At 46.1% G+C, this 22,853-nt stretch carries 23 protein-coding genes; 11 read left to right on the top strand and 12 right to left on the bottom strand.

Features of this window, described 5'->3' with window-relative positions:
- Positions 1-24 precede the first annotated feature (24 nt).
- The 6 genes from EXT47_RS00265 to cyaY all read right to left on the bottom strand — a co-directional run bounded on the left by EXT47_RS00265 (position 25) and on the right by cyaY (position 5,906).
- On the bottom strand, positions 25-1,128 hold the full coding sequence (locus tag EXT47_RS00265) for a heme biosynthesis HemY N-terminal domain-containing protein (protein ID WP_039491018.1): 1,104 nt from the start codon (positions 1,126-1,128) through the stop codon (positions 25-27).
- Positions 1,125-2,942 carry a uroporphyrinogen-III C-methyltransferase gene (locus tag EXT47_RS00260; protein WP_130125689.1) on the bottom strand — a complete coding sequence of 606 codons (1,818 nt, stop codon included), beginning with the start codon at positions 2,940-2,942 and terminating at the stop codon, positions 1,125-1,127. The genes EXT47_RS00265 and EXT47_RS00260 overlap by 4 nt, the downstream gene beginning before the upstream one ends.
- The gene (gene hemC, locus EXT47_RS00255) at positions 2,943-3,881 is read right to left on the bottom strand and encodes a hydroxymethylbilane synthase (RefSeq protein WP_045989735.1); all 939 of its coding nucleotides are present in this window, start codon (positions 3,879-3,881) and stop codon (positions 2,943-2,945) included.
- A gap of 103 nt (positions 3,882-3,984) precedes the next feature.
- A complete protein-coding gene (locus tag EXT47_RS00250) occupies positions 3,985-4,884 on the bottom strand; it encodes a DUF2914 domain-containing protein (protein ID WP_130125688.1) in 900 nt (299 codons plus the stop codon).
- A gap of 45 nt (positions 4,885-4,929) precedes the next feature.
- Positions 4,930-5,586 carry an alpha/beta hydrolase gene (locus tag EXT47_RS00245; protein WP_010604231.1) on the bottom strand — a complete coding sequence of 219 codons (657 nt, stop codon included), beginning with the start codon at positions 5,584-5,586 and terminating at the stop codon, positions 4,930-4,932.
- Positions 5,586-5,906, bottom strand: a complete 321-nt coding sequence (gene cyaY, locus EXT47_RS00240) for an iron donor protein CyaY (RefSeq protein ID WP_010378141.1) — start codon at positions 5,904-5,906, stop codon at positions 5,586-5,588. The genes EXT47_RS00245 and cyaY overlap by 1 nt, the downstream gene beginning before the upstream one ends.
- Before the next feature lie 155 nt (positions 5,907-6,061).
- On the opposite strand from cyaY, the gene EXT47_RS00235 reads away from it, so the two are divergent.
- The 7 genes from EXT47_RS00235 (at position 6,062) to EXT47_RS00205 (ending at position 12,293) form a co-directional block, all read left to right on the top strand.
- Positions 6,062-6,238, top strand: a complete 177-nt coding sequence (locus tag EXT47_RS00235; RefSeq protein WP_010604229.1) for a lipoprotein — start codon at positions 6,062-6,064, stop codon at positions 6,236-6,238.
- A 1-nt stretch (position 6,239) separates the two neighbouring features.
- Entirely contained in the window at positions 6,240-7,493 is a 1,254-nt protein-coding gene (lysA, locus tag EXT47_RS00230; protein ID WP_010604228.1) for a diaminopimelate decarboxylase, read from the top strand.
- Positions 7,494-7,619: 126 nt separating this feature from the next.
- On the top strand, positions 7,620-8,450 hold the full coding sequence (gene dapF, locus EXT47_RS00225; protein ID WP_039491011.1) for a diaminopimelate epimerase: 831 nt from the start codon (positions 7,620-7,622) through the stop codon (positions 8,448-8,450).
- Positions 8,447-9,073: a DUF484 family protein gene (locus EXT47_RS00220; protein ID WP_039491010.1), complete on the top strand. Its 627-nt coding sequence runs from the start codon at positions 8,447-8,449 to the stop codon at positions 9,071-9,073. Before dapF ends, EXT47_RS00220 begins: the two co-directional genes overlap by 4 nt.
- Complete coding sequence (locus EXT47_RS00215; RefSeq protein ID WP_039491009.1) at positions 9,070-9,993, top strand: tyrosine recombinase XerC; 924 nt, start codon at positions 9,070-9,072, stop codon at positions 9,991-9,993. Before EXT47_RS00220 ends, EXT47_RS00215 begins: the two co-directional genes overlap by 4 nt.
- Before the next feature lie 2 nt (positions 9,994-9,995).
- On the top strand, positions 9,996-10,697 hold the full coding sequence (locus EXT47_RS00210; protein ID WP_039491008.1) for an HAD-IA family hydrolase: 702 nt from the start codon (positions 9,996-9,998) through the stop codon (positions 10,695-10,697).
- A gap of 84 nt (positions 10,698-10,781) precedes the next feature.
- Positions 10,782-12,293, top strand: a complete 1,512-nt coding sequence (locus EXT47_RS00205; RefSeq protein WP_039491007.1) for a peptide MFS transporter — start codon at positions 10,782-10,784, stop codon at positions 12,291-12,293.
- 29 nt (positions 12,294-12,322) lie between these two features.
- On the opposite strand, the gene EXT47_RS00200 is transcribed toward EXT47_RS00205, so the two are convergent.
- Positions 12,323-13,663, bottom strand: coding sequence for a hypothetical protein (locus EXT47_RS00200; protein WP_039491006.1), 1,341 nt, complete (start codon positions 13,661-13,663; stop codon positions 12,323-12,325).
- A 115-nt stretch (positions 13,664-13,778) separates the two neighbouring features.
- Here EXT47_RS00200 and EXT47_RS00195 point away from each other — a divergent pair, with 115 nt between their 5' ends.
- The gene (locus EXT47_RS00195; RefSeq protein WP_039491005.1) at positions 13,779-14,648 is read left to right on the top strand and encodes an SDR family oxidoreductase; all 870 of its coding nucleotides are present in this window, start codon (positions 13,779-13,781) and stop codon (positions 14,646-14,648) included.
- Positions 14,649-14,651: 3 nt separating this feature from the next.
- On the opposite strand, the gene EXT47_RS00190 is transcribed toward EXT47_RS00195, so the two are convergent.
- Positions 14,652-14,957, bottom strand: coding sequence for a DUF6482 family protein (locus tag EXT47_RS00190; RefSeq protein ID WP_039491004.1), 306 nt, complete (start codon positions 14,955-14,957; stop codon positions 14,652-14,654).
- A gap of 81 nt (positions 14,958-15,038) precedes the next feature.
- Here EXT47_RS00190 and EXT47_RS00185 point away from each other — a divergent pair, with 81 nt between their 5' ends.
- Positions 15,039-15,731 (top strand): pseudouridine synthase, encoded by a 693-nt coding sequence (locus EXT47_RS00185; RefSeq protein WP_039491003.1) that lies wholly within the window; start codon positions 15,039-15,041, stop codon positions 15,729-15,731.
- A gap of 23 nt (positions 15,732-15,754) precedes the next feature.
- Here EXT47_RS00185 and EXT47_RS00180 read toward each other — a convergent pair whose 3' ends face one another.
- Entirely contained in the window at positions 15,755-16,141 is a 387-nt protein-coding gene (locus EXT47_RS00180; protein ID WP_039491002.1) for an MAPEG family protein, read from the bottom strand.
- A 304-nt stretch (positions 16,142-16,445) separates the two neighbouring features.
- Between EXT47_RS00180 and EXT47_RS00175 the strand changes: the two genes are divergently transcribed.
- A complete protein-coding gene (locus EXT47_RS00175; RefSeq protein ID WP_039491001.1) occupies positions 16,446-17,315 on the top strand; it encodes a DMT family transporter in 870 nt (289 codons plus the stop codon).
- On the opposite strand, the gene EXT47_RS00170 is transcribed toward EXT47_RS00175, so the two are convergent.
- Positions 17,302-17,616, bottom strand: a complete 315-nt coding sequence (locus EXT47_RS00170; RefSeq protein ID WP_010604216.1) for a multidrug efflux SMR transporter — start codon at positions 17,614-17,616, stop codon at positions 17,302-17,304. The two genes, EXT47_RS00175 and EXT47_RS00170, sit on opposite strands and share 14 nt — an antisense overlap.
- Before the next feature lies 1 nt (position 17,617).
- Positions 17,618-19,144 (bottom strand): carbon-nitrogen hydrolase family protein, encoded by a 1,527-nt coding sequence (locus EXT47_RS00165; protein ID WP_010378119.1) that lies wholly within the window; start codon positions 19,142-19,144, stop codon positions 17,618-17,620.
- Positions 19,145-19,301: 157 nt separating this feature from the next.
- Here EXT47_RS00165 and EXT47_RS00160 point away from each other — a divergent pair, with 157 nt between their 5' ends.
- On the top strand, positions 19,302-20,372 hold the full coding sequence (locus EXT47_RS00160) for a diguanylate cyclase (protein ID WP_039490999.1): 1,071 nt from the start codon (positions 19,302-19,304) through the stop codon (positions 20,370-20,372).
- Between the two features lie 28 nt (positions 20,373-20,400).
- Here EXT47_RS00160 and EXT47_RS00155 read toward each other — a convergent pair whose 3' ends face one another.
- Positions 20,401-22,686 carry a penicillin acylase family protein gene (locus EXT47_RS00155; protein WP_039490997.1) on the bottom strand — a complete coding sequence of 762 codons (2,286 nt, stop codon included), beginning with the start codon at positions 22,684-22,686 and terminating at the stop codon, positions 20,401-20,403.
- Positions 22,687-22,853 lie beyond the last annotated feature (167 nt).

The following is a 22,853-nucleotide window of genomic DNA, read 5'->3' as shown; positions in this document are numbered from 1 at the left end:
GCACATTGCTGCGCAGGCTTTTCGTTACGATTTTGCGATTAAATACGCTTTCTCGTAGGTATGCATTTTTTCGTAGGCAAGCTGTGCTTGCTTACTCCAGCGCGCTTCCCAAGGGTTTGCGCTTAAGGAATCAAAGATCTTCGCAGCAAGCTCATAATCCCCCTCAGCATTGCAAAGGCAAGCCAATGAGAACAGCAACTCCTTGTCATCTGGATGTTTTTTCAATTGCTGCTGCAGTGCTAATTTGAGTTCATTACTACTTTGCGTGCTGTGTTGCAGATAGTCCGCTAACTGGTGATATTGGCCTTGTTTAAGCAGCTTCTTGAGCTCGCCCAACACTTCCGCTATGCGTCCCTGTTGCAGCTTCACTTTATTAAGGGCTGGTATTGCATGCGCTTTTACTGCCTTAGGTAGCATATTAAACAAAGTGTCTGCTTGCTCTGGGGCTATTACAAACATGCGCTCGAACACACTCTGCCACTGCGTATCACTCCAGTTGAGCTTTTTGTGCCACTTCGCGATTTGTGCAGCGGCCAGCTCGGGTTGCTTAGCCTGCAGGCAAGCTAAAATGTAACCGCTAAGCACCGCTGAAGTTGGTTTAGCCGCAGACATTTTATCATCAAGTAAAGCCAACGCCTGTTCACTATTATTTGCCTCTAGCCATAGTGCCGCGAGCTGCCCTTGGTTGTCATCCGATATAGCTTCTAGCTCAGTATTTGCTTTGACAACATCTCCTTGCTTTAACGCCGCTTTGGCTGCGATGGCACGCACATAGTCTTGGCGTTCATCCGGCTGCGGCGTTTTCGTCAACAAGGTTGCTGCTTGTTCCACTTCGCCGTTAATAAATAGCCACAAACTTTCGTTCCATGCTTGTTGCGCTTTTAGTTTACGCTTTCTGGAAAAATGACCTTTCGTATTGACAAGGCGATGCCACGACCAACGCACTACCTTACCCAACAACACTAAAGCGGTGATGACAAGCAACAACAAGATAGTGAAAGACACTATGCTGCCTTCAATCGTGGTTTGATTGAACGAGATCAACACATAGCCTTTCTCATCAATGAGCAAATGACTGGCGGCTAGCGCGATAAAGATAAGCGCGAAGGTGATGATTTTTGCCATCATTTTAGCCACCCTTTTACTGCTGCAGGGGTGGCAAGCTCAATCGACTCTTGGCGCTGAACTTCACTGCGGCTCAGCTTGTTTAAAGCCTGCTGCATCGCGCTCACAGGCGCGTGTTGCGTATCAAAATAACGCGCCAATGTGTCGGCTGCACTATCAAGCGCACTGAAGTAAATGCTCGCCTGTTGATCCATTAATGCGGTTTGTGCTTGGGTTAAATAAGCACGCAGCTGCGTGCGTATAAGCAGCTGCTCGTTTTTATCGAGCAGTGGGTCTATCACCACTTCATCATGGTGACGTATGGTAATAAAGTCATCAACCAATCCCTGCCAAGAGCGCTTTAAGTTCGCTTGCCAATCATCAACCTGTTGCGATAGCGCAGCATCTTCACTCGCTGCTTTTTGCGGAATTTGCTTAGTTTTGATCGTTAGCGTATCAACTTGAGACAATAAACCATGAAGCTCAAAGTAAAGTGACTCCGTTTGCGGCTTAGGCAAGGCCTTCAAAGCGGCAATGTCTTTAGCAATCGCCTGCTTAACAGCTGCCGTGTTGGACTCAGACTCTAAGCTCTCTTGCAAGCGCTGCAGGATAGCAATTGCGCCAAGATAATCTTGCTCTGCCGCAACTTTAAATGCAGCAAGGCGCTGTAAATACAATGCCTCAGAGGCCACTGCACCGCTTACTTGCTGCTGCGCCTTGGCAAGCGTCTGCGTTAACTGGGTTTCCACATGTTGCTGCTGCTCAGCCAATCGCTTTGCGACATTGTCTTGCAGCGAATCAAGCACATTTTCTACTCGTTGAAGTTGCGACTTAGCACCACTCAGCTGCGTGTTTAATAGCTGATTTTCAGCGTTAATCGCTTGGTTAGCTAGCAACGCTTGCTGCAACTGTTGTTGCTGTTGCAAATAAACATAGCCAGCACCAGCACCACTACCCAGCGCCACTAATAATGCAAGGAGCGCAACCTTACTCACACCAGCCTTCGCGTGATGTGGCGTTACGGTTTGCTCTGCTGCTTTTGCAGCTTGCGGGGTATTTGTATTCTTTGTTTGCGATTCAGACTGAGTCATTTTGCGCCCTTGCTGCTTGGTATAGTCGATGATACTCCCTGCGATGGCACGATTATCAGGGCCATGACATACCACAATTTGAGACTGTTCGATGTTATAGGATTGCTGTACATGCTCAGCAATACGTTGGCTCACAACAAAGAAAGTGCGCTGAGCCAACCAATCTTTACTTGCTGACGACTGCGTATTAAAAATCGCATCCGCTGCACTATTACTGGTAATGACTATACCTTCAATCTGCTGGCTTCGCCAGTGGTCTAACCAGCCATCTGCATTGTCTTTTACGGCAACACGTTCATAAACCACTAGACTGTCAAGGATGGCACCTCGCGCTTTTAAAGTTTGCGCAATGACGGGACGCCCGCCTTTCCCTTTGACCAACAATACACGCTTGCCCTCAACAGAGGACAGCTGCGGGAGTGCAAGCAAGCCTTCGGAATCAGGTTGTTTAGGATATTTAGCCTTGATATTTAGGGTCTGCTGGATAGCATCGGCCGTGCCCTCGCCAACAGCAAAAGCTGCGCAATGTCCGGCTAATGGCACTTCTAGTTGGTGAAAGTATCGCACCGCATCTGGCGAGACAAAAATAGCTAACTCGGCTTCGCTTATCATTGCTTTGGCGGTGTCACTCACCGCCACTTCATTAAGCTGCAATACAGGGCAAATCACTGAGCTAATTTGCTGCTGTGTCAGTAACTCAGATAAAGGTTCTGATTTGCCAACGGGTCGAGTTAGCACAACTTTCATTTAAGCGTCCCTATAAACCTCAGCAAGAATTTTATCTGCACCTTGCGCAAGTAAGGATTCTGCCAATTGAATTCCAAGTTGCTCAGCCTCTGCAACCGTACCAGAGCATTCGCCGCGCAAGATTTCGCTGCCATCGACAGCACCTACTAAGCCGCGCAAGTGCACCTGATCGCCCGAGACTTCTGCATAAGCGCCGATTGGAACCTGACATCCCCCTTCCAAACGGCGGTTCATTGCGCGCTCGGCAAGTACACGAATACGTGTATCAGTGTGTTCCAGTGGTGCGAGGAATGCTTTGGTTTGAGCATCATCGCTACGACATTCGATACCGACAGCGCCTTGGCCATTGGCCGGTAATGAATCTTCAGGTTCAATATAACTTGCGATTCTATCCACCATTTCTAAACGGATAAGTCCCGCCGCGGCCAAAATAATGGCATCAAACTCACCCGCATCTAGCTTGGCTAGGCGAGTATTCACATTACCGCGTAAGTCTTTAATGATTAAGTCCGGACGAGCCGCTCGAATTTGACATTGGCGACGCAGGCTTGAAGTGCCAACCACAGCGCCCTCAGGCAACTCTGCAAGTGAGGTATAAGTATTTGACACAAACGCGTCTCTTGGGTCTTCGCGTTCGCAAATAGTATGCAGCTCGAGCCCTTCAGGGAAATCAACAGGTACATCTTTCATTGAATGCACTGCAATATCTGCGCGCCCTTCTAACATGGCCTGCTCAAGCTCTTTGACGAACAACCCTTTACCGCCAATTTTTGCCAGTGGCGTATCTAAGATCTTGTCGCCTTTCGTCGACATCGGCACGAGCTCTACTTTTAGATTCGCATGGTGTTTTTCAAGCTCTGCCTTCACAAATTCGGCTTGCCATAGCGCTAAAGCACTTTTGCGCGTTGCAATACGTAATATGGAAACTTGTTCTGTCATGATTTGCCTTTCATTTATTGCAGCGTTATTGCCGCTGCAAATAGTTAACTATGTGGTGATGGCAGTCGGTCACATGCTGCCATACACAATACTGCGAGTAAGATTATTGCTGACTGTTATCCACAATGCGGAACGTCTTTTGGGCAAGCAGTTGTCCAGACTGCGTCACCACCTCAACACGCCAATCTCCGGTTTGACTCGGCATGACGTTCTTACTTGAATAAGTACGATAGCGCGCGGCTTGGATCGGCAGCTCCACTTCTGCCATCAACTCGTCTTGATGGAACCACAGGTGCGACACCACTTGATCTTTAAGCGCGTGTACTTCAGTGAAAAAGTAAAGCTTGTCACTAAACTGAGTGGTCGCAATCACGTCTTTCAACACGTTCGTTGGTTCGCGGTCGTCAATCATAGTAGTGAGTACAGCGCGGCTGATAAATTGCGTGTCGATTTTTGCCCCTAGCGCGACACTGGCTATGCGCGCTTCAGCATCAAATTGATTTTTAGCTTCAGCCCTTGTTTCTGTTTCTGTTTCTGTTTCTGTTTCTGTTTCTGTTTCTGTTTCTGTTTCTGTTTCTGTTTCTGTTTCTGTTTCTTCAGAAGCTTGTTGCTGTTCCTGGTCTAACGCAATGACTTGAGCGACCTCTATTGAGGTCGTCGCGGCACCAGTAGGGGTGAGTTCGGGCGTCGTTAACACGCTATCGGGTGAGGTATCCGCACTTAGCAGCCCGACTTCACGATCCACATTAGAGTCTACTGGTGCAGGAGAGTCATTCAGTGATGTATCGGTTTGCGCAATGGTAGCATGTATAGGTACTGCCACTTGGACATCGTCTTCATCTGCGTTGACGTTATCCACAACACCGTAAACCCCCGCGGTTGCAATGCCAGCAAATGCTGCCGTTGCCATAAAAATGCGTTTCCAGTGCCATTGATAGGTCACCGCTGAGGGCTCTGAGGGTTGCTTACTCACCGACGTTTTTATGACAATCTTTTGTGACATTGCTTTGCTCCTGTATCTGTCACCAGTACCTTATACCACTTAATATTAATCGCTCAGTCTCGTAATTAACCAAGCGCGAATGGCTTTTAACTCTTCAAGACATACCTGATGCTCCATTGGGTAGTCTTGCCAGCTCACTTCATAGCCTTGCTGTTGTAACGTGTTAAATGCGTGCTCACCTGCAAACATAGGCACGACAGGATCAGCACTGCCATGCGCCATAAAAATAGTAAGCTCGCTTTGCTGTGCTTCTGCACTGAGCTTTTCAGGCACACACATATAAGTTGATAGTGCCATGACACCAGCCAATTTAACAGTTAAACGCGGTGCAAGATGGAGCGCAATCACGCCCCCTTGAGAAAATCCGGCTAGGATAATACGGTTAGCTGGAATACCTTTATCTAACTGTGCCTGAATTAACGCTTCAACCTGAGCTGATGAGTCTCGCACACCTTGCTCATCCGCTCTTTTATCCAGATCAAATGATTTAATGTCATACCATGCACGCATCACCATACCACCATTTATAGTGACCGGCTGCTCTGGTGCATGTGGAAAAATAAAGTGTGCACCCAATTCGTCAGGCAGGTTTAACTCAGAGGCAATGGGTAAAAAGCCGTTACCTGAATCACCTAAACCATGGAGCCAAATAATACTCGCTTTATGCTGTCCTTTGGCAGGATAATCTACAAACTCCAACATTAATCGTGCTGCCACTCTATTGCGATATTTGCCTGTTTAGTCGCCGCGTCGCTCATAAATTGCCAAAACTCAGCACCTGAACGATTATCAATCCACTGATCGCCACGCAACTCAAAGTGATGACCATTAAACTTAGTCGCCACCCAGACTTGGTGCAATGGTGCTTGTTTATTGATAACAATTTTGCTCTTGTCAGGGAAAATAATTTCTAGAATTCCCGATGCTGATTCGTAATCTAAATCAGCGTCACAATCATCGATCTGCTCTTCAATAGTCAACATTAGCGCATCGGCTAACTCATGATATTCACTTTCTGTCATCGTGATTTCCTCTTACTGACGCACTGCGGCATGGTGCCTAAGCTTAACTCGCTATTTGAGCAATTTGATGAAGACGAAATTTCAATAGCGAAAAGCTGCTTTTTTTATCAATTCTGTTACTCTGCGATTATAAAGGCACTGACACGAATTATCTAATGAAAGCGACACCTTATAAATTTAGCGTAACGGCACTTGTTTTTACTACTTTAATCGGATTATCGGGTTGCGGTCAAAGCGGTCCGCTTTATTTGCCTGAACAACAGGCTAAGAAATCAAACCAACCGAAAGCAGCACAAGCAAACCAGCCTGAAGCAGAACAACAGGAGCGTTAAAATGGATTATTTCAATTATCAAGATGGCGAACTATTCGCTGAAGATGTCGCCATAACCACAATCGCCGAGCAATATGGCACTCCTTGCTATGTCTACTCGAAGAAGACTTTAGCACGGCATTATCACGCTTTTACGGATGCCGCAGCCGGTCATCCCCACTTAGTGTGCTACGCAGTAAAGGCGAATTCAAATATCGCCGTGCTGAACGTCTTGGCTCAGCTTGGTTCTGGTTTTGATATCGTGTCGAAAGGTGAACTTGCGCGAGTGCTAAAAGCAGGGGGAGATCCTCAAAAAGTGGTTTTTTCTGGTGTTGCGAAAACGGAAGATGAAATCGCGTTTGCGCTTGAGACTGGGATTAAATGCTTTAATGTTGAGTCGATTGCAGAGCTTCATCGGATCAGTGAAGTGGCAACCAGACTGGATAAGATTGCGCCAATTTCATTGCGCGTAAATCCTGATATTGATGCAAAAACTCACCCTTATATTTCAACTGGGTTAAAAGAAAACAAATTTGGTATTGATATCAAAGCCGCATTTGATGTTTACCAGCTCGCTTACGCCTTACCGGGTTTAAAAGTGGTTGGGATTGACTTCCACATCGGCTCTCAGTTGGTTGAGGTTAATCCATTTTTAGCGGCGTTAGATAAAGTGCTGGCTCTAATTTCTCAACTCGAAAAGGCGGGAATTTACTTGCATCACCTCGATATCGGTGGCGGTCTTGGCGTGCCTTATGACGGTGAAAAGCCGCCGCATCCGAGTGCTTACGCTGCAGAGATTAAAGCGCGATTGGCGCAGTTCAATGATCTAGAACTCATTTTTGAGCCTGGTCGAGCGATTGCTGCCAATGCCGGTGTGCTGGTGACTAAAGTCGAATTTATTAAGCCAACCGAGCATAAGCATTTTGCCATTGTTGATGCTGGCATGAACGACATGTTACGACCATCGCTTTATCAGGCTTGGCAAAATATCGTACCAGTCACACCGCGAGACGACGTTGACGCGATAAATTACGACGTGGTTGGTCCAGTATGTGAAACGGGTGACTTTCTAGGTAAAGACCGAGTACTTAAAATTAAGGCTGGTGACTTATTAGTACAGCGCAGTGCAGGCGCGTATGGCTTTACCATGAGTTCAAATTACAACTCACGCCCCCGCTGTGCAGAGGTCATGGTTGATAACAATCAACACCATCTAATCCGCCAAAGAGAGCCGTTAGAATCTCTGTGGCAATTTGAGCAACTACTGCCACAATAATCGACTTGGATACGTCCTAGGGATGCAAAGCAAGGCTTAATGCCAAGCCGCTTCCCTAGTCGAGGTATCCATGGCAAAGTATTAGCAAAGTGAGGCCATGGTTTTATACCAAAAGATAACCACTCTATGTTTATAAACTTTTCAAAAATGCATGGTTTAGGCAACGACTTTGTGGTGATAGATAATGTCACCCAAAATGTGTTTTTGTCTCGAGACCAAATTAAGAAGTTAGCAGATCGCCACTTTGGAATTGGCTTTGATCAGCTGTTGATGGTTGAAGCGCCTTATTCCCCGGACTTAGATTTTCATTATCGTATTTTCAATGCCGATGGTAACGAAGTAGAGCAATGTGGTAACGGTGCTCGCTGTTTTGCTCGCTTTGTCCGCATGAAGGGCTTAACGAACAAACACAAGGTTTGTGTCTCAACAAAGGGCGGCAATATCACCCTGTATACCGAAAAAGACGGCCAAGTTACCGTGAATATGGGCAAACCGAACTTTAACCCACAAGCCATTCCGTTTCGTGCAAACAAACAAGAAAACACCTATATTTTAAGAGCCGACGAACATACGGTGTTTTGTAGCGCGGTTTCTATGGGCAATCCTCATGGCGTGATTATTGTCGATAGTGTAGAAACCGCCGAGGTAGCTACACTTGGGCCACTCCTTGAACACCATGAACGTTTCCCACAAAAGGCCAATATTGGCTTTATGGAAGTAGTTTCTCGTGAATACGTTAAGCTACGTGTTTGGGAGCGCGGCGCTGGCGAAACGCTTGCCTGTGGCACAGGAGCATGTGCTGCCGTAGTTGCAGGCATAATGCAAGGCAAGTTAGAAGAAACCGTTAGGGTCGACCTACCAGGTGGCAGTCTTCAAGTGCGTTGGGGCGGTCAAGGTCAAGTAGTGAAAATGACCGGACCGGCGGAGCATGTTTTTGATGGGCAAATCGCAATATGACCATAAAAGAAGCAAATTCAACTGAACAATTAGTCATTGAGTACCTGCGCAAGCATCCTGATTTTTTGCTCAGGCACCCTTATGTGCTATTGGATTTGCAGCTACACCACCAGCAGCAAGGGCTTCCAAACCTTGCTTTGCACCAACAGCGGATGCTCCGCGATGAAGTCAACTCACTACAGCAGCAGATCAAAGACATGGTCCATTATGCAAAAGCCAACGAGCTGGTTTTCAAGCAATTGAGTGAATGCCAATTGGCTATCATGCGTTGTACTGAGTTGAGTGCAATCAATCATACGTTAGCACAGCGCTTTGAGGACCACCCGGACATCCAAGCATGTAAACTCATCAACATCGATGATACGCTTTTGGAACTAGTGTCAGCTAAACTGAGCAGTAACAACTGCTACTTAGGACGACTCAGTCAGTCACAAGCTGAACTCTTGTTTGCCGATATTGAAGTAGGATCGGTAGCACTTTACCGCGTTGATGCGTCAGACAAAGGTCGCTTTATTCTGGCCTTTGCCAGCCGCTCACCAGAACACTTTTCGCCACAACACGACAATATGTTGATCACCGCTTTTATTCAAACATTATCGCTTAAGCTCGAAGCGCTGGCATGAGCCTAACTCCACTATCGGAAGATTGGACGCAACCAGTAACCGCCTTTATGGCACACTTGCGCCACGAAAAGCACTATTCAGAACATACACTAACCCAATACAACACTCAGCTTATTCAAGCAGCGCAGTATTTTTGTGACCACGCCTCTTCTTGGCTAGAAGTCAGTGGCGAGCAAATTCGCCGCTACAGCATGAAGCTTCGCGGTCAAAATTACAGCCCAAGAACTATCAACCTTAAGCTCAGTTGTATTCGGAGCTTATATAAATTTCTCAAACTCAAGTCACAATCACAACAGGCTGTCGTCAATCCCGCACAAGGGATCCGAGGCCCTAAGTTTCAAAAGCCACTCCCAAAGAACCTTGATGTTGACCAAATGGGGCAACTTCTGGAAATTCAGGCAGATGACGCGCTTGCCATTCGTGATAAAGCCATGATGGAATTAATGTACTCTAGTGGTTTGCGATTAAGCGAGTTGGTTGGCGCAAACCTATTGGATGTCAAAGACGGTGAAATACGCGTGCTTGGTAAAGGCGGCAAGGAGCGTGTTGTGCCTGTCGGCGGCAAAGCGCTAAACGCACTAGCTGATTGGCTCAAAATAAGGCCGCAATTTGCAACATTGGAAGAACCTGCGCTTTTTGTGAGCAAATTAAAGCGCCGGATCAGCCCTCGCCATGTCCGCGCAAGAATGAAAGAATGGGGGTTGAAACAAGGGGTTAGTACACCTATTCACCCCCATAAACTGAGGCACTCGTTCGCCAGCCACATGCTAGAATCCAGCGGTGACTTGCGCGCGGTACAAGAGATGCTTGGACATGCCAGCTTATCAGCCACACAGGTCTACACCCATTTAGATTTTCAACATTTAGCAAAAGTGTATGATAGCGCTCACCCAAGAGCGAAAAAGCAAAAAGACGAGTAACAATGCGATTCAATAAGCCCATTTCAGACATTGCCGCCATCAGTTTTGATTTAGACGATACGCTATACGATAACAGGCCTGTTATCATTGCGGCCGTTAACGCCATGACAGCGCACCTGAATGCTATTCCCGAGTGGCAAGCGAAAGGGGGATCATTCTGGTCTCAATGTCGAAACGAAACACTCAAACAAAACAGTGCGCTTGCAGAAGATGTGACAAAGTGGCGTCAAGTGGCACTTGAGTGGGGCTTCACAGCACTGGGGTTTGATACCGCAACAAGTAAACAGCACGCGCTACAGGCCTATCAAGCCTTTGCCGATGCCCGCAGTAATATCACGGTCAGCGACGCCGTCATCAACCTGCTTGCTCAGTTACGCAGTCAATATCACATCATTGCTATCACTAATGGTAATGTCGAGATAGATAAATTTAATCTTCGCGATAGTTTTGATTTAGTGCTTCGCGCCGGAATTGATGGCCGCGCCAAACCTCACCCTGAGCTTTACCAGCTTGCCTGCCAGCATTTTAACCTTGCACCACATCAACTTCTGCATGTTGGCGATAGCTTAGATACCGATGTGCAAGGAGCACACCGTGCCGGCTGCCCTAGTGTTTGGCTTCGCAATCAATTTGCGCCATACCAGTACAAAGGATTGGCTAATGTGGAAATCGATGACATACAAATGTTAAAAAAGATGATGTAATGTTTCCTTTCATGCGGTTGCATTCGGTGCTTGAATAACGTACTAATATTGACTTCCAAAAAACGATAATAATGGAAGTGAAATATGTCATCACAGGACACAACAAGTGATACAGGCTTTTTTGGTCATCCAAAAGGCCTGCAAACTCTGTTTCTCACCGAGATGTGGGAACGAATGAGTTATTATGGCATGCGCGCCATGTTAGTACTTTTCATGACGGCCACCTTACAGCAAGAAGGCCTTGGCTTCACCGTTGCCTCCGCTGCTGCAATATATGGCCTCTATACTGGCTCGGTTTATTTCTTAGGTCTACCGGGAGGTTGGATAGCAGACCGTTTATTGGGTGGCCAACGTGCGGTTTGGTACGGCGGCATTATCATCATGTGCGGCCACATCATTCTTGCCATCCCAAGTCAATTTTCCTTTTTTGTTGGCCTTATCTTTGTTGCCAGTGGCACTGGTTTATTAAAACCCAATATTAGCGCTATGGTTGGCCAGCTTTATAACGATGAAGATAACCGCCGCGATAGTGGTTACGCGATTTACTATATGGGGATCAACCTAGGGTCTGTGATCGGCTATGCGGTATGTGGCTACTTTATGGAAAACGTTGGTTGGCATTGGGCCTTTGGTGCAGCCGCGGTGGGCATGGCAATCGGTTTAGTCAATTATCGCCTAACAGACAAACACATCGCTACCGTTGGCAATGCGCCAACTAACCCAATGACGGGGAGTCAAAGTGCTAAAGCTTGGGGTGCGATTGTTTTAGTCATTGCGGCTGTTGCAGCAATAACGGCAGCGGCGTTTGCAGGTGTTTTTGTGATAAACCCCGTAGAGCTCGCAAAATATGTCGCGATAGCTTTTACTGTCACTTTCTTTTTGTATTACGGTTATATCTACTTTGGCGGTAATCTTGATGCCGATGAAAAGCGCCGGATGTGGGCACTCTTTTTGGTTTGCGTTGCGTCCACTTGTTTTTGGTCTGGTTTTGAACAAGCAGGCTCATCGCTTAATCTATTTGCCCGTGATTACACCGACAGATTAATCGGCAGTTTTAGTATTCCAACCGCTTGGTTCCAATCGGCCAACGCTTTTTTCATTATCGTGTTATCCCCTTTCTTTGCTGCGCTTTGGATTAACTTGGCTAAGCGCATGATCACGCCAACCTATAGCGTGAAATGTGCGATAGGCCTTATCATCATGGCGAGCGGATTTATTGTGATGTTTTTCGCTTCCCAATATGCAGCTCAAGGCCTACAAGTAGCACCAATGTGGTTGATCACCACTTACTTTCTGCACACCGTGGGTGAACTTTGTTTAAGCCCAGTGGCGTTGAGCGCAGTAAGTAAGTTATCTCCCAAACGTTTTGCTGGGCAAATGATGGGGGTTTTCGTACTCACCTACTCCATTGGTAATATCTTCTCGGGTCTGCTCGCTGGTAGCTTTGATCCTAATAATATCGAAGACTTACCAAATCTATACCTACAAATTGCGCTATTTACTATCGGTATTGGTGTATTTGTCGGTGTACTTGGTCTAAAAACCAAGCATTGGGAAAAGCAATCTGAAAAGCCGCTCACAGAGCAAACGGCTTAAATGAATTGAAGATGTAGGAGTGATGGCTTCTACATCTTCTCAAACTCAGCAGAAACAAGCTGGCCGTCATAAGATTTGAAGTGGCCAACCCAATCAGAGTTTACTACTTCTATCATGCCATATAGATTTTCAATCGAGCCTATTTGAGATGCGCGACTTTCAGGGTCAAGATAATTTACCCCATAGAATTGCCAAGGAGTAAGTACATTCGATATCACGCTCAATCCAGATAAATTAGCATTGCTTAACGACCAACTCTCTAGCAGCTTAACTCCTATCACTCGGCCAAATTGGCTTTGTTCAATTAACTGATTACACCCGGTGTAAAATAGCGTTTGTTTATCTATGCCACGCCATTGCATTAAGCCGCCCTGATGCTTTGTAATAAAAGCTTTGATGTCTTCTTGACCACTCCAGCATGCAGGAGCAATTGGTTTCGCAATCTCTGTTTTGCCTATGGTTAGGGCAGATAATTTGGTCTTCGGATCGGTAGTATATCTTCCCTCGACAAAAAACTTAATGTCAGGAAACTTTTCCTTAAGTGCAGAAACTGTCATCTCATCCAAGTCACGGTTTGCAATTTGAGTTTGCTGGTGACTTAGTGGTGTCGCAAGATCAACATCATAAATATCAATTAGATTTGCAAGACTGATAGGAAGAAGATTGAATGCATATTGGTACCCGACGAGCTTATCATGTTCAAATAAAAACGCGTTATTGCGACCAATAAATGCAAACTTTTGATAAGCATTAATAGGCCATTGCATCGTAAAACGGCCTATTTTTTCTTCCGCTTGTGAAAAAGAGTCTCCGAGCTTAATACCAAATACTTGGTCAGTAGTAACAGAAGTATCAAGTACCTCTGTTAGCTTTGGCTTGAGTCGACTTTTGTTCGGATCAATCGTTGTGTTATAAGTAATTGAATGGGTCGTTGGTTTGGATGAAAAAACAGCACCAGATATCAGCTCAGTGTTTTTTGCTGTAAGTACTTCAGTATAATGACAAGATAAAACGGGCTGAGCTACAACTTTCCCGGATACAACAGCTCTTTTCGACCACCCATCAGCCGTTCTTTTGAATGAAGCATTTTTAATAATTATACCTTTCTCAAACGCTTTAGCTTCTTCAGATAACGCGTCAAATAGTGACAATCTAACATCGTCAAACAGCGCTGTGACAACATCCGATAACTCACCATTACTCGCCTCTTGTCCCCCCAACAAACGCATTGACTTTGAGCTTTGCTTGTATATTTCAATGGGCGCTTTACTTTCATCAATGACACAATCACTATTTTTCGCAAATATTTGGGTCGCACTCACTTGCACACTCACCGCAAACAAACCAGCTAGCAAAATATTTTTTTTCATTTTATTGTCCCTTTTTTAGCCTTATCTCAACCTTAGCGTAATCCGATACAAATCTGTAGTTTTTCTTCCGACTTTGCTACTGTACTGACTCTTTTAAAAAAGGATGCTGTTTTCTATGTCTAAAGTCATGATCACTGGTGCAACGGGCTTGCTTGGCCGCGCACTTTGCCAAGAGCTAAGTAGTACCCACGAGATTTTAGGATGTGGCTTTAGCCGAGCAGCCGCGCCACTTCACAAACTTGACTTGGCTGACCACAGTTCGGTTTTAGATTTCTTAGATAACCACGGGCCAGAGATACTTATTCACGCAGCAGCAGAGCGCAGGCCAGAACAATGTGAGCGAGACCAAGCGGCAACGCTTACGCTCAATGTTGCGGCAACCGAGTTCTTAGCCCAAGCCTGCCGCGAAAGAGATATTCGATTTTTCTTTATTAGTACTGACTATGTGTTTGACGGCACCTCAGCACCTTATGTTGAAACAGATATCACTAATCCTGTGAACTTCTACGGCCAAACCAAGCAAGCTGCGGAGCGCGCAATCCTCGCAGACAGCGCATCACATACCATAGTACGAGTGCCTGTATTATACGGGGAGGTAAAAACGCTGGAAGAATCCGCGGTAACCATTATTGCAAAACAGCTGTTAGCCAACCCCGCTTCAAGTCACGATAATTGGGCCATTCGCTACCCCACCCATGTTAATGATATTGCCCTAACGCTCAAAGATGTTATCGCACAGCCTAGCCTTGGTGGGATTATTCATATCAGTGGCAATCAAGCATTCACTAAGTATGAAATGGCGCAGGTCATGGCGCAGGCTTTGCGGCTACCGACCCAAGATCTCATGCCGCTGAGCCAACCGAGTGACGATGCCACAAGGCCACAAAATTGCGCTCTAAAAGACACGAGGTTGATTATTTTGGGGATTTCTCACCACCGCGATTTTGCAACCGCTGTGAGTGAAGTGCTCACAAAACACAGATAACTTTTAAAACAGGTTATTACGACCAAAGGGCACTTCTAATGTATTGTCATTGGCTGATACTGGGTGCCCTACCATCTCGCCATAAGCGCTTTGATGCCTAATCACCATTTCCATGTAGCTAATATCAAGCAGGCGTTTTTGAATTTGCAGCGGGTTATGTGCTTTTAAAAACTCGCCATTTTCTTCCGTGACATAATATTCCACATTATTAATAAGCACACTGACTTGATAAAGCGCTAAATCGATGGAATGCACTATTACCTTTTGCAGCGGTTGATGTTGTTTTAACTTTGAAAACGCAATGGCCATTGATATTCCCCATGCATAGATCCAAACAGTCTGTTGCCCTACAATACGCGCTGTTATCTCTTTTTGATCATGTGAATGTCTATGTCCTATCCGATGCGTTTGGCCAAATATCTCAGCCACTGCGGTGTTTGCTCTAGGCGACAAGCGTCTCGCTTAATTGATAGCGCAAGAGTGACCGTAAATGGCCGCTTGGCAAACCATATAGATCACATCAATTTGACCGATTGCATTATGGTCGATGGTGAACCGGTCGCGCCGCCACAAACGAGAAGACTCTTTGTTTACCATAAACCCGTGGGTATAGACTGCAAAGTGAATCCAGATGACCCTGCCAGTATCTACCATGTACTACCAAAATCGTGTCGTGTGTATCCAATAGGTCGGTTAGACAAAGACAGCAGGGGGCTACTACTACTCACCAATGATGGGGCACTGTGTCAGCAGTTAATCCACCCTGACCATCATCAAGAGAAAGAATATGAGGTGCAAGTTGACAAGCCTCTAGACCCAGATTTTTGCCTTAAAATGGCAGCCGGCGTGCCAGTGAAGGGCCAAATAACCCTCCCCTGTACCGTTGAGCAAATCGCACATGACCGCTTTAGAATAGTGTTACGCCAAGGACTCAATCGCCAGATCAGAAGAATGGCACATTACTGTGGTTATCGGGTTATCGACTTATACCGAGTGCGTATCGCAAACTTAGCATTGACACAGCTAGAGGTTAACTCCGCTGAAGTGAAAGAGATTTCAGCAGAGTTAATTCAGTTGACCTAAGTGTAGAGTCACGCAAAGGACGACTATAAACCACACACCACAATAATGGCGATAGCACAGCCGAGTCCTAGCGCCCAGACAATGGAGCGCAGCACGTCAATATTCGCCCAATACAGCACACAATATAATGCTCGAGCGACAATATGGCCTATAGCTAGCCATTCGACCAGAGGAGTGTAGGTTTGGGTGCCAAACGCAACGGCCAAGGCGACAGCAAACACGGCTAATGACTCAAAACAGTTTTGATGTGCGGCCAGCGCTCTTGCCCCCAGCCCAGTTAGTTTCTTTTGCTGTTCACGCGGGTGCTTGTTGTCGTAGCCCCCTTCTTTATTCATCGCCACTGCCACAGGGATTTTGGCAAAATAAGGTAGTAAGATGGCAAGAATTGCACAGATGATTAGTATACCCACAAGATACTCCTTCAACCTTTTGATTATTCAACTCAGTAGAGCAGAATAGCGTTAAAAAGAAAAGCCATAAGTGAATACGTAATACCCTAACCTATGGCCCAATCTTGTAGCATCGACGTTAATCATATCGTGATACTGAAAATTGAACATGTGGCAAATTGCCGCAGTACGCCAACCACAAGAATGCTTCCGTAGCACCTTGAATACACATTGAATTATTTTCACTATCACGATAATTCATTTATTCAGACTCGCTCCTATCCGGTATGCTGATACACATTCGAGCATTGTAGAGTCACCTCTCATGTGGATTTTGTTCACCTTACTAGCTGCTTTTTCTCAGGCTTGGCGAAATGCTTTTCAAAGCAAATTGAGTGAAAGCGCCTCCACAGCCAGCGTCACCTTAGCAAGATTTATTTTAGCCAGCCCACTTGCGGGGCTATATCTTTGGAGCCTTTATCAGATCGCTCCTGCAGAATCGCTCATCATTAACGATGACTTTTTAGCCTTTGTGCTGGGTGCCAGTGTCATGCAAATCATCGCGACGGGGTTAATGGTGGTGCTATTTAAGCAAAATAATTACGCCATAGGCGCTGGACTTGCGAAGAGTGAGGCACTCGTGGCGGCAATTTTGGGCGTACTCTTTTTTGGCTCAAGCTTAACTTTACTCGGTTGGTTTGGTGTCTTTATCGGTGCTATCGCGGTGTTGTTATTGAGCGGTTTTAGCCTGCGTGCTTTCAATGGCAAAACTGCACTAGTGGGACTAGCCTGTGGAACAAGCTTCGCGCTTACTTCTCTTTGGGTGCGTGAAGCCAGTATCGCATCGGGCCTACCTTTCCCCCACAGTGCAGCCTGGGTGTTATTATTAGTGCTGGTTTGCCAAACTGTGATGTTGAGTATGTATTTGACAATGCGCGAACCACACTCTTGGCGCGTGCTGTGGCAACGCCGCAAACTGACGCTGGCCATTAGTGTTAGCAGTTGCATCGGTTCTATAGGTTGGTTTAGCGCAATGAGCCTTGAGCATGTCGCCTACGTGAAAACACTCGGCCAAATCGAAGTGTTTTTCACTTTGCTTATCTCATTCTTGTGGCTCAAAGCACCAGTAAAGAAGCGCGACTCAATGGGACTCTTACTCATCGCCGTCGCGGCTATTTTGGTTATGCTAACTTAAGTACCACAACCCCACTGATGATAAGTAACACGCCCAAGTAGCGCATAAAACTACTTGGGTCACCGTAGAAAAAGATACCCACTAAGAATGTGCCTGCCGCGCCAATACCTGTCCACACTGCATACGAGGTACCCAGTGGAATTTGCTTTTGCGCCAGCCATAACATCCAGCCGCTCAAGGCCATAAAACCAACGGCTATCACTATGCCTAACCAACGAGTATCGGCTTGTTGCGCCATTTTCAGACCAACGGGCCAACCTATTTCAAACAGGCCAGCCATAATTAAATAAACCCACGCCATACTATTTTTGTTTCAACTCCACAGAATACAGGTCTTTTCTTCGGTCTCGTAAATTACGCACCGTTCCTTCACTATGCAATATTTTGAGTTTATCTAAATCTAAGTCACTAAATAACAGCATTTCCGTATTTGGTGTTGCTTCGTTGAGCGCGGCATCATGAGGAAAAGCAAAGTCCGATGGCGTCAACACCGCTGACTGCGCGTACTGCACATCTAGGCTTTCTACCTGTGGTAGGTTACCAACGCTTCCAGCGATAACCACGTAGCATTCGTTTTCAACCGCACGGGCCTGCGCGCAATGCCTTACCCTTAAATAGCTGTTTTTCGTGTCAGTCCAAAATGGTACAAACAAAATATCCAGCCCTTTTTCAGCCATGATCCGCGATAGCTCTGGAAATTCCACGTCGTAGCATACTTGGATCCCTACTCGGCCCGCATCTGTATCGAACACCTCTATTTTATCACCGCCTTTGATAACCCAATCGTAGTCTTCGTGAGGGGTGATATGAATTTTACGTTGTTCATCCACTTTGCCAGAGCGATGACATAAGTAACTGACGTTATAGAGCTTGTCGCCCTCTAGTAGCGGCATAGAGCCGGTGATAATATTGGCATTGTACTCAATCGCCATTTGCGACATAGCGGCTCTAAACTGCTCGGTATACGTCGCCAACGCACGAATTGCTTCGGTCTGATTTCTATAGCTTCCGAGACCCATTAGTGGCGCGTTAAAAAACTCAGGGAAAAGGATAAAGTCACTTTGGTAATCCGAGACCGTGTCCACAAAATACTCAACTTGTTTCATTAGCTCCTCTACCGATTCCACCCGGCGCATTTGCCACTGAACAGCCCCCACTCTGACGATGGTTTTCTTGCTTTCGATCACGGTATCGGTGGGCTCAAAGAGAATGTTATTCCACTCAAGTAGGGTCGCATAGCCTTCGGAGTCCTGATCTTCCGGCAGATATTGCTTAAGCAATCGCTTTACTTGGAAGTCGTTGGCAAGTTGGAAGCTTAGAATGGGGTCGTGTAATTCTTTATGGTCGACTTTGTTGATATACTCCATTGGCGACATACTGCCACGGAATTGCTTATAAAGCGGAATACGGCCACCTGCTAAAATCGCACGCAAGTTGTACTGACGACAAAGCTCTTTACGGGCATCATACAGTCGTCGACCAAGACGTAGACCACGATGGCTTTTGGCTATCACTACGTCCAGCCCGTAAAGCGCATCAGCATTACTATCACTAAAAATTCGGCTATGCGCGTCAACAATGTCTTCATAGGTATGCGGGTTAGAAAAGGTTTGATAGTCAACTTGAACACTCAGCGCGATACCGACGAGACGCTCACCGTCTTTGACACCGATCTGTCCCTCAGGAAACTGGTCAATCAACCTAAATATCGTATGACTAGGCCACGCACCACCGAGATCTGGGTAGGCTTCATCCATTAATGATTTAACCTGATCGTAGTCAGACTTTTCTAGGTTACATAGCGTGATCCGCGCTTTTTCTACAGACATATCAACTCCAAAGCTTTTATTATCTACCTATCTCTCACTCTACTACAGCCAACCTTGCTGGATGCTGAGCGAATAACCTGAGCTTAGGTCAAATAGACGGCAAATCACAATAGAGCTTCTATACTTATTTTATTGTGAATACCACAAGAGCTTACGTTTGACTAAATACCACCCTTATAGCAAACCAGACCAAGTAGAAGCATTAAAATTTGCATTATTACGACGTGTGGCCGCGTATTGCATGTGGCTACACGCAGGCCTCATTGGCGTCTTTTGGCATTTAGAGGTGAACATACTTGCTTTGGTAAACGTGGGTAGTGTGCTGATGTGGTACGCTGGCATTAAACTCATTGATGCGAGTAAACCCTCGATTGCACTGCGGGTTTTCTGCCTTGAAGTCGCCATCCATGCGACGCTGGTGTGTGCCTATCTCGGCATGTCACTCGGGTTTCAGTACTATCTCTGGACAGTGTCTTGCCTCATGCTGCTAGATTACCAACTCAGGTTACGTAATGCCGTGATTTATTCCGTTGTGTTGATCACGCTATTCGCAGTCTTAGAATTATTGTTTGGTGATGTTGCCTATCAATATCGCTATCAACAGTTAATTCCCTATGTCCATTTTGCCAATGTGCTCATATGTGGTATTCCAATGATCTACACAATCAGCCACATACGTAAAATGACAGTGCAACAAAGAGACAAATTAGAAGAACTCGCTGCACACGACCCGCTCACACAAATGTTCAACCGTCGCTATGCGCGCGAGTTAATCACCCATGCTAAAGAAAACTGTATCTCTACTCACTCTCCTTTATGTTTGGTGATGGCGGATATCGACCACTTTAAAAAAATCAATGACACCTTTGGCCATGACAAAGGAGATCAAATTTTAAAAAGTGTGGCCGAAACAATCAAAGCACATATTCACCCTGCAGACATTGCAGTTCGTTGGGGTGGTGAAGAGTTTTTAATCGTGCTCGCGCCTTGCTCTAGTGGAGAAGCAATGCAGCGCATGGAAAAACTACGACGAGCCGTCGAGACCACCAGTTTTGAAAACGACATTCTTAAAGTCACCATGAGTTTTGGCGTTGCAAATTGGGATCCTAGCCAAACTTTTGAGGTCGTCATTCAACACGCGGATGCCGCACTTTACGACAGCAAACATTCAGGTCGTAACCGTGTTACCGCAGCACCGATTTTGCGTGTATCGGAGGGCGTAAGTTAACCCCCTCCGATACGTTCAGTGCAAAGCATTACTTAGGTGAAATGACTATCTGGTGAGTTAATTCACCAGGTAGCAAGGGGGTATTCTCTCCTTCGGCATAATCTGCAAATCCAGATCGATAAAACGGCGATAACGGATGTCCACTTTGGCCACCAGCAACCGTTAAAATTGCATTTTGTAAATGACCTGGTTGTGCGATAAAGCGTTGCGATGCGCCGAATGATTTACCCTGCACCGCAGGCATAAAGGTATCACCAAAAGCTTGTGCGGTTGGCATATCTAGCAAACCACTCAGCATTGGCATTTGTTTTGAGAAAGGATGCTGCACCTTGAGTGCATTAACATCCCCCCAGCGCCAAGCGGCCATATTACTGCCATATTTTTCGCTAAGTTGCTGCTTGGCAAGCTTGTAAGCAGCCAACTCTAACTCAAGCCAAGAACCATGCTCGCCCAACCAACTATTTGGCTGCTCGGTTAAGAGCTGCCAGAGTGAGGGCTCAAGATAACGCTTAACCGGCTTCATCGACAATTTTTGTGTGTTTAAGTGCTGCTCCAAGGGTGCGAAAAGAGTGTCGATCAGTGCGTTGCGGTAGGCTTTTACTAAGGTGTAACCGACTGAATCTGCACAAGCACAAGCCTGCCAGTCATTAAGGAGCGAAATATCATTTTCAAAAGATGCGGAATGTTGGTTTTGCAATAGGGATACTAAGTGCTCGTGCCACGGCGCTAAAAACTTGGCGCGATTGTCCAATTGCAGCTGATAGAAATCCGCTTCCGTAAATTGTTGCTGACCTAACAGTCCATCGCGGATCTGCACGGCACGTGCACCTAACGCATAGCCGCCATCACCAAACCTTTGATTATCTGCAACTGAAACCACGCGAGAGTTAGCCGTCCACAATTTACCGTTTTCAGGGTTTTGCACAACCGGGCGAACTTGTTCGTTGTGCTGCCACGCTTGCTCATATTGCTCTGTATTCAACGCCGTGTCATGAACCATTTTGCGTGCAGGAATAGCCCCCATCGGCGTCCAAGCAGCTGCGCCTTTACTGTCTACCACCATCAAGTTTTGTACAGGGATCCCTACCTTTTTGGCATGTTCTGTTGCTTGCTGAACTTCAGTTAATCGCTCAAGTTGCACAAGCTCTAGGTTTACGGCATAGGGTTGATGAGCAACCCAACTCAGCGCTAGCTTCTTATCTCCAAGTTGTTTAACGGGACCAAATGTACTCATTTCCAATTGATAGGTATGGCTTTTGCCATCAGGCAATTTAATTTCTTCAGCAATGAACTGCGTCTTGGCGTCTGCGTCAAGCTCAATCCAATCAGCTGTATCTAAATAACCATTGGTGAATCCCCACGCTATGCGATTATTGCTTCCAACCACAATGGCTGGAGCGCCCGGTAACGACACCCCAGTTACCTGAATTGCATGGCCCTGATCCTGATAATTAAGCTGGGCACGATACCAAATCGACGGCACATTTAAGCCAAGGTGCATATCGTCGGATAACATTGCCGAACCTGTCTTTGTAAGCGCACCTGTTACGGCCCAATTATTACTGCCGTAAAGCGGCACATCAGCAATATGTGATGGCTGAGCTTGCACGATTTGTTGCTGTAATGCAGGAATAGTAACTGGGGATGCCGTAAGTATACTGTTATCCAAAGCAGCCTGATATTGACTAGGCTGCAAGATAAAATCGAGCATATCTTGACCATATTGCTGCTTAAGCGCAATTAAGGTTTCATCGCGCTCATAAGTACCTGCTTGCAAGTCTAGATACATGCTAAAAATAGTGAGTAAGCTGTCTTCTGGCTGCCATGGTGCAGGAGTTGCACCTAGAAGCAGGTATTCAAAACTGGTGAAGCCAGCTTGTACTCGCCCATCGTTCACCCCTTGTGTATAACGCTCAAGGATTTGCCTATGCGCCTCAGGTAAGGACATCACGATAAGCTTTGCCCGTTTTCTGAATTGATGGAATCGCATGCTTTCATCAAGGCCAATGGCCGCCGAGCCAAATAACTCACTCAATTCACCTGCGGCATTGCGACGCAGTAGATCCATTTGAAAAAAGCGGTCCTGACCATGTGCAAAGCCCAATCCATACGACGCATCTGCTCGGGTGTCAGCCGACACCACAGCTTGCCCCATGGCATCGCGCGCTACCGTTACTGTATTATCAATCTCCGATGTACTACCTTTACCATCCAGTGCGGGCAAACTTAGCGCAAGTAAGCCATATATACTTGCAGTACCAAGCAATACCAGTAACAGCAGAGCGACAACAATTCGTTTAATCCAAGTAAGCATGACCATCCCTTAACAATGTATCCAGTGCTAATTTATGCCTAGAAGATATAGCATGTCATTGGCTAATAAACCAATATTCTCGACTTTGTCACAGTTATAAGACAATCAAGTTAAAGCATTTTATTTTGGTTAATTAGATTTCGCTTTGCGAGGACTGAACTATAGTT

This window comes from Pseudoalteromonas sp. CO342X (assembly GCF_004208915.1).
Taxonomy (GTDB): domain Bacteria; phylum Pseudomonadota; class Gammaproteobacteria; order Enterobacterales; family Alteromonadaceae; genus Pseudoalteromonas; species Pseudoalteromonas maricaloris.
Note: the sequence above shows the minus strand (reverse complement) of the source record. Positions and strands in the feature narration are given on the sequence as shown.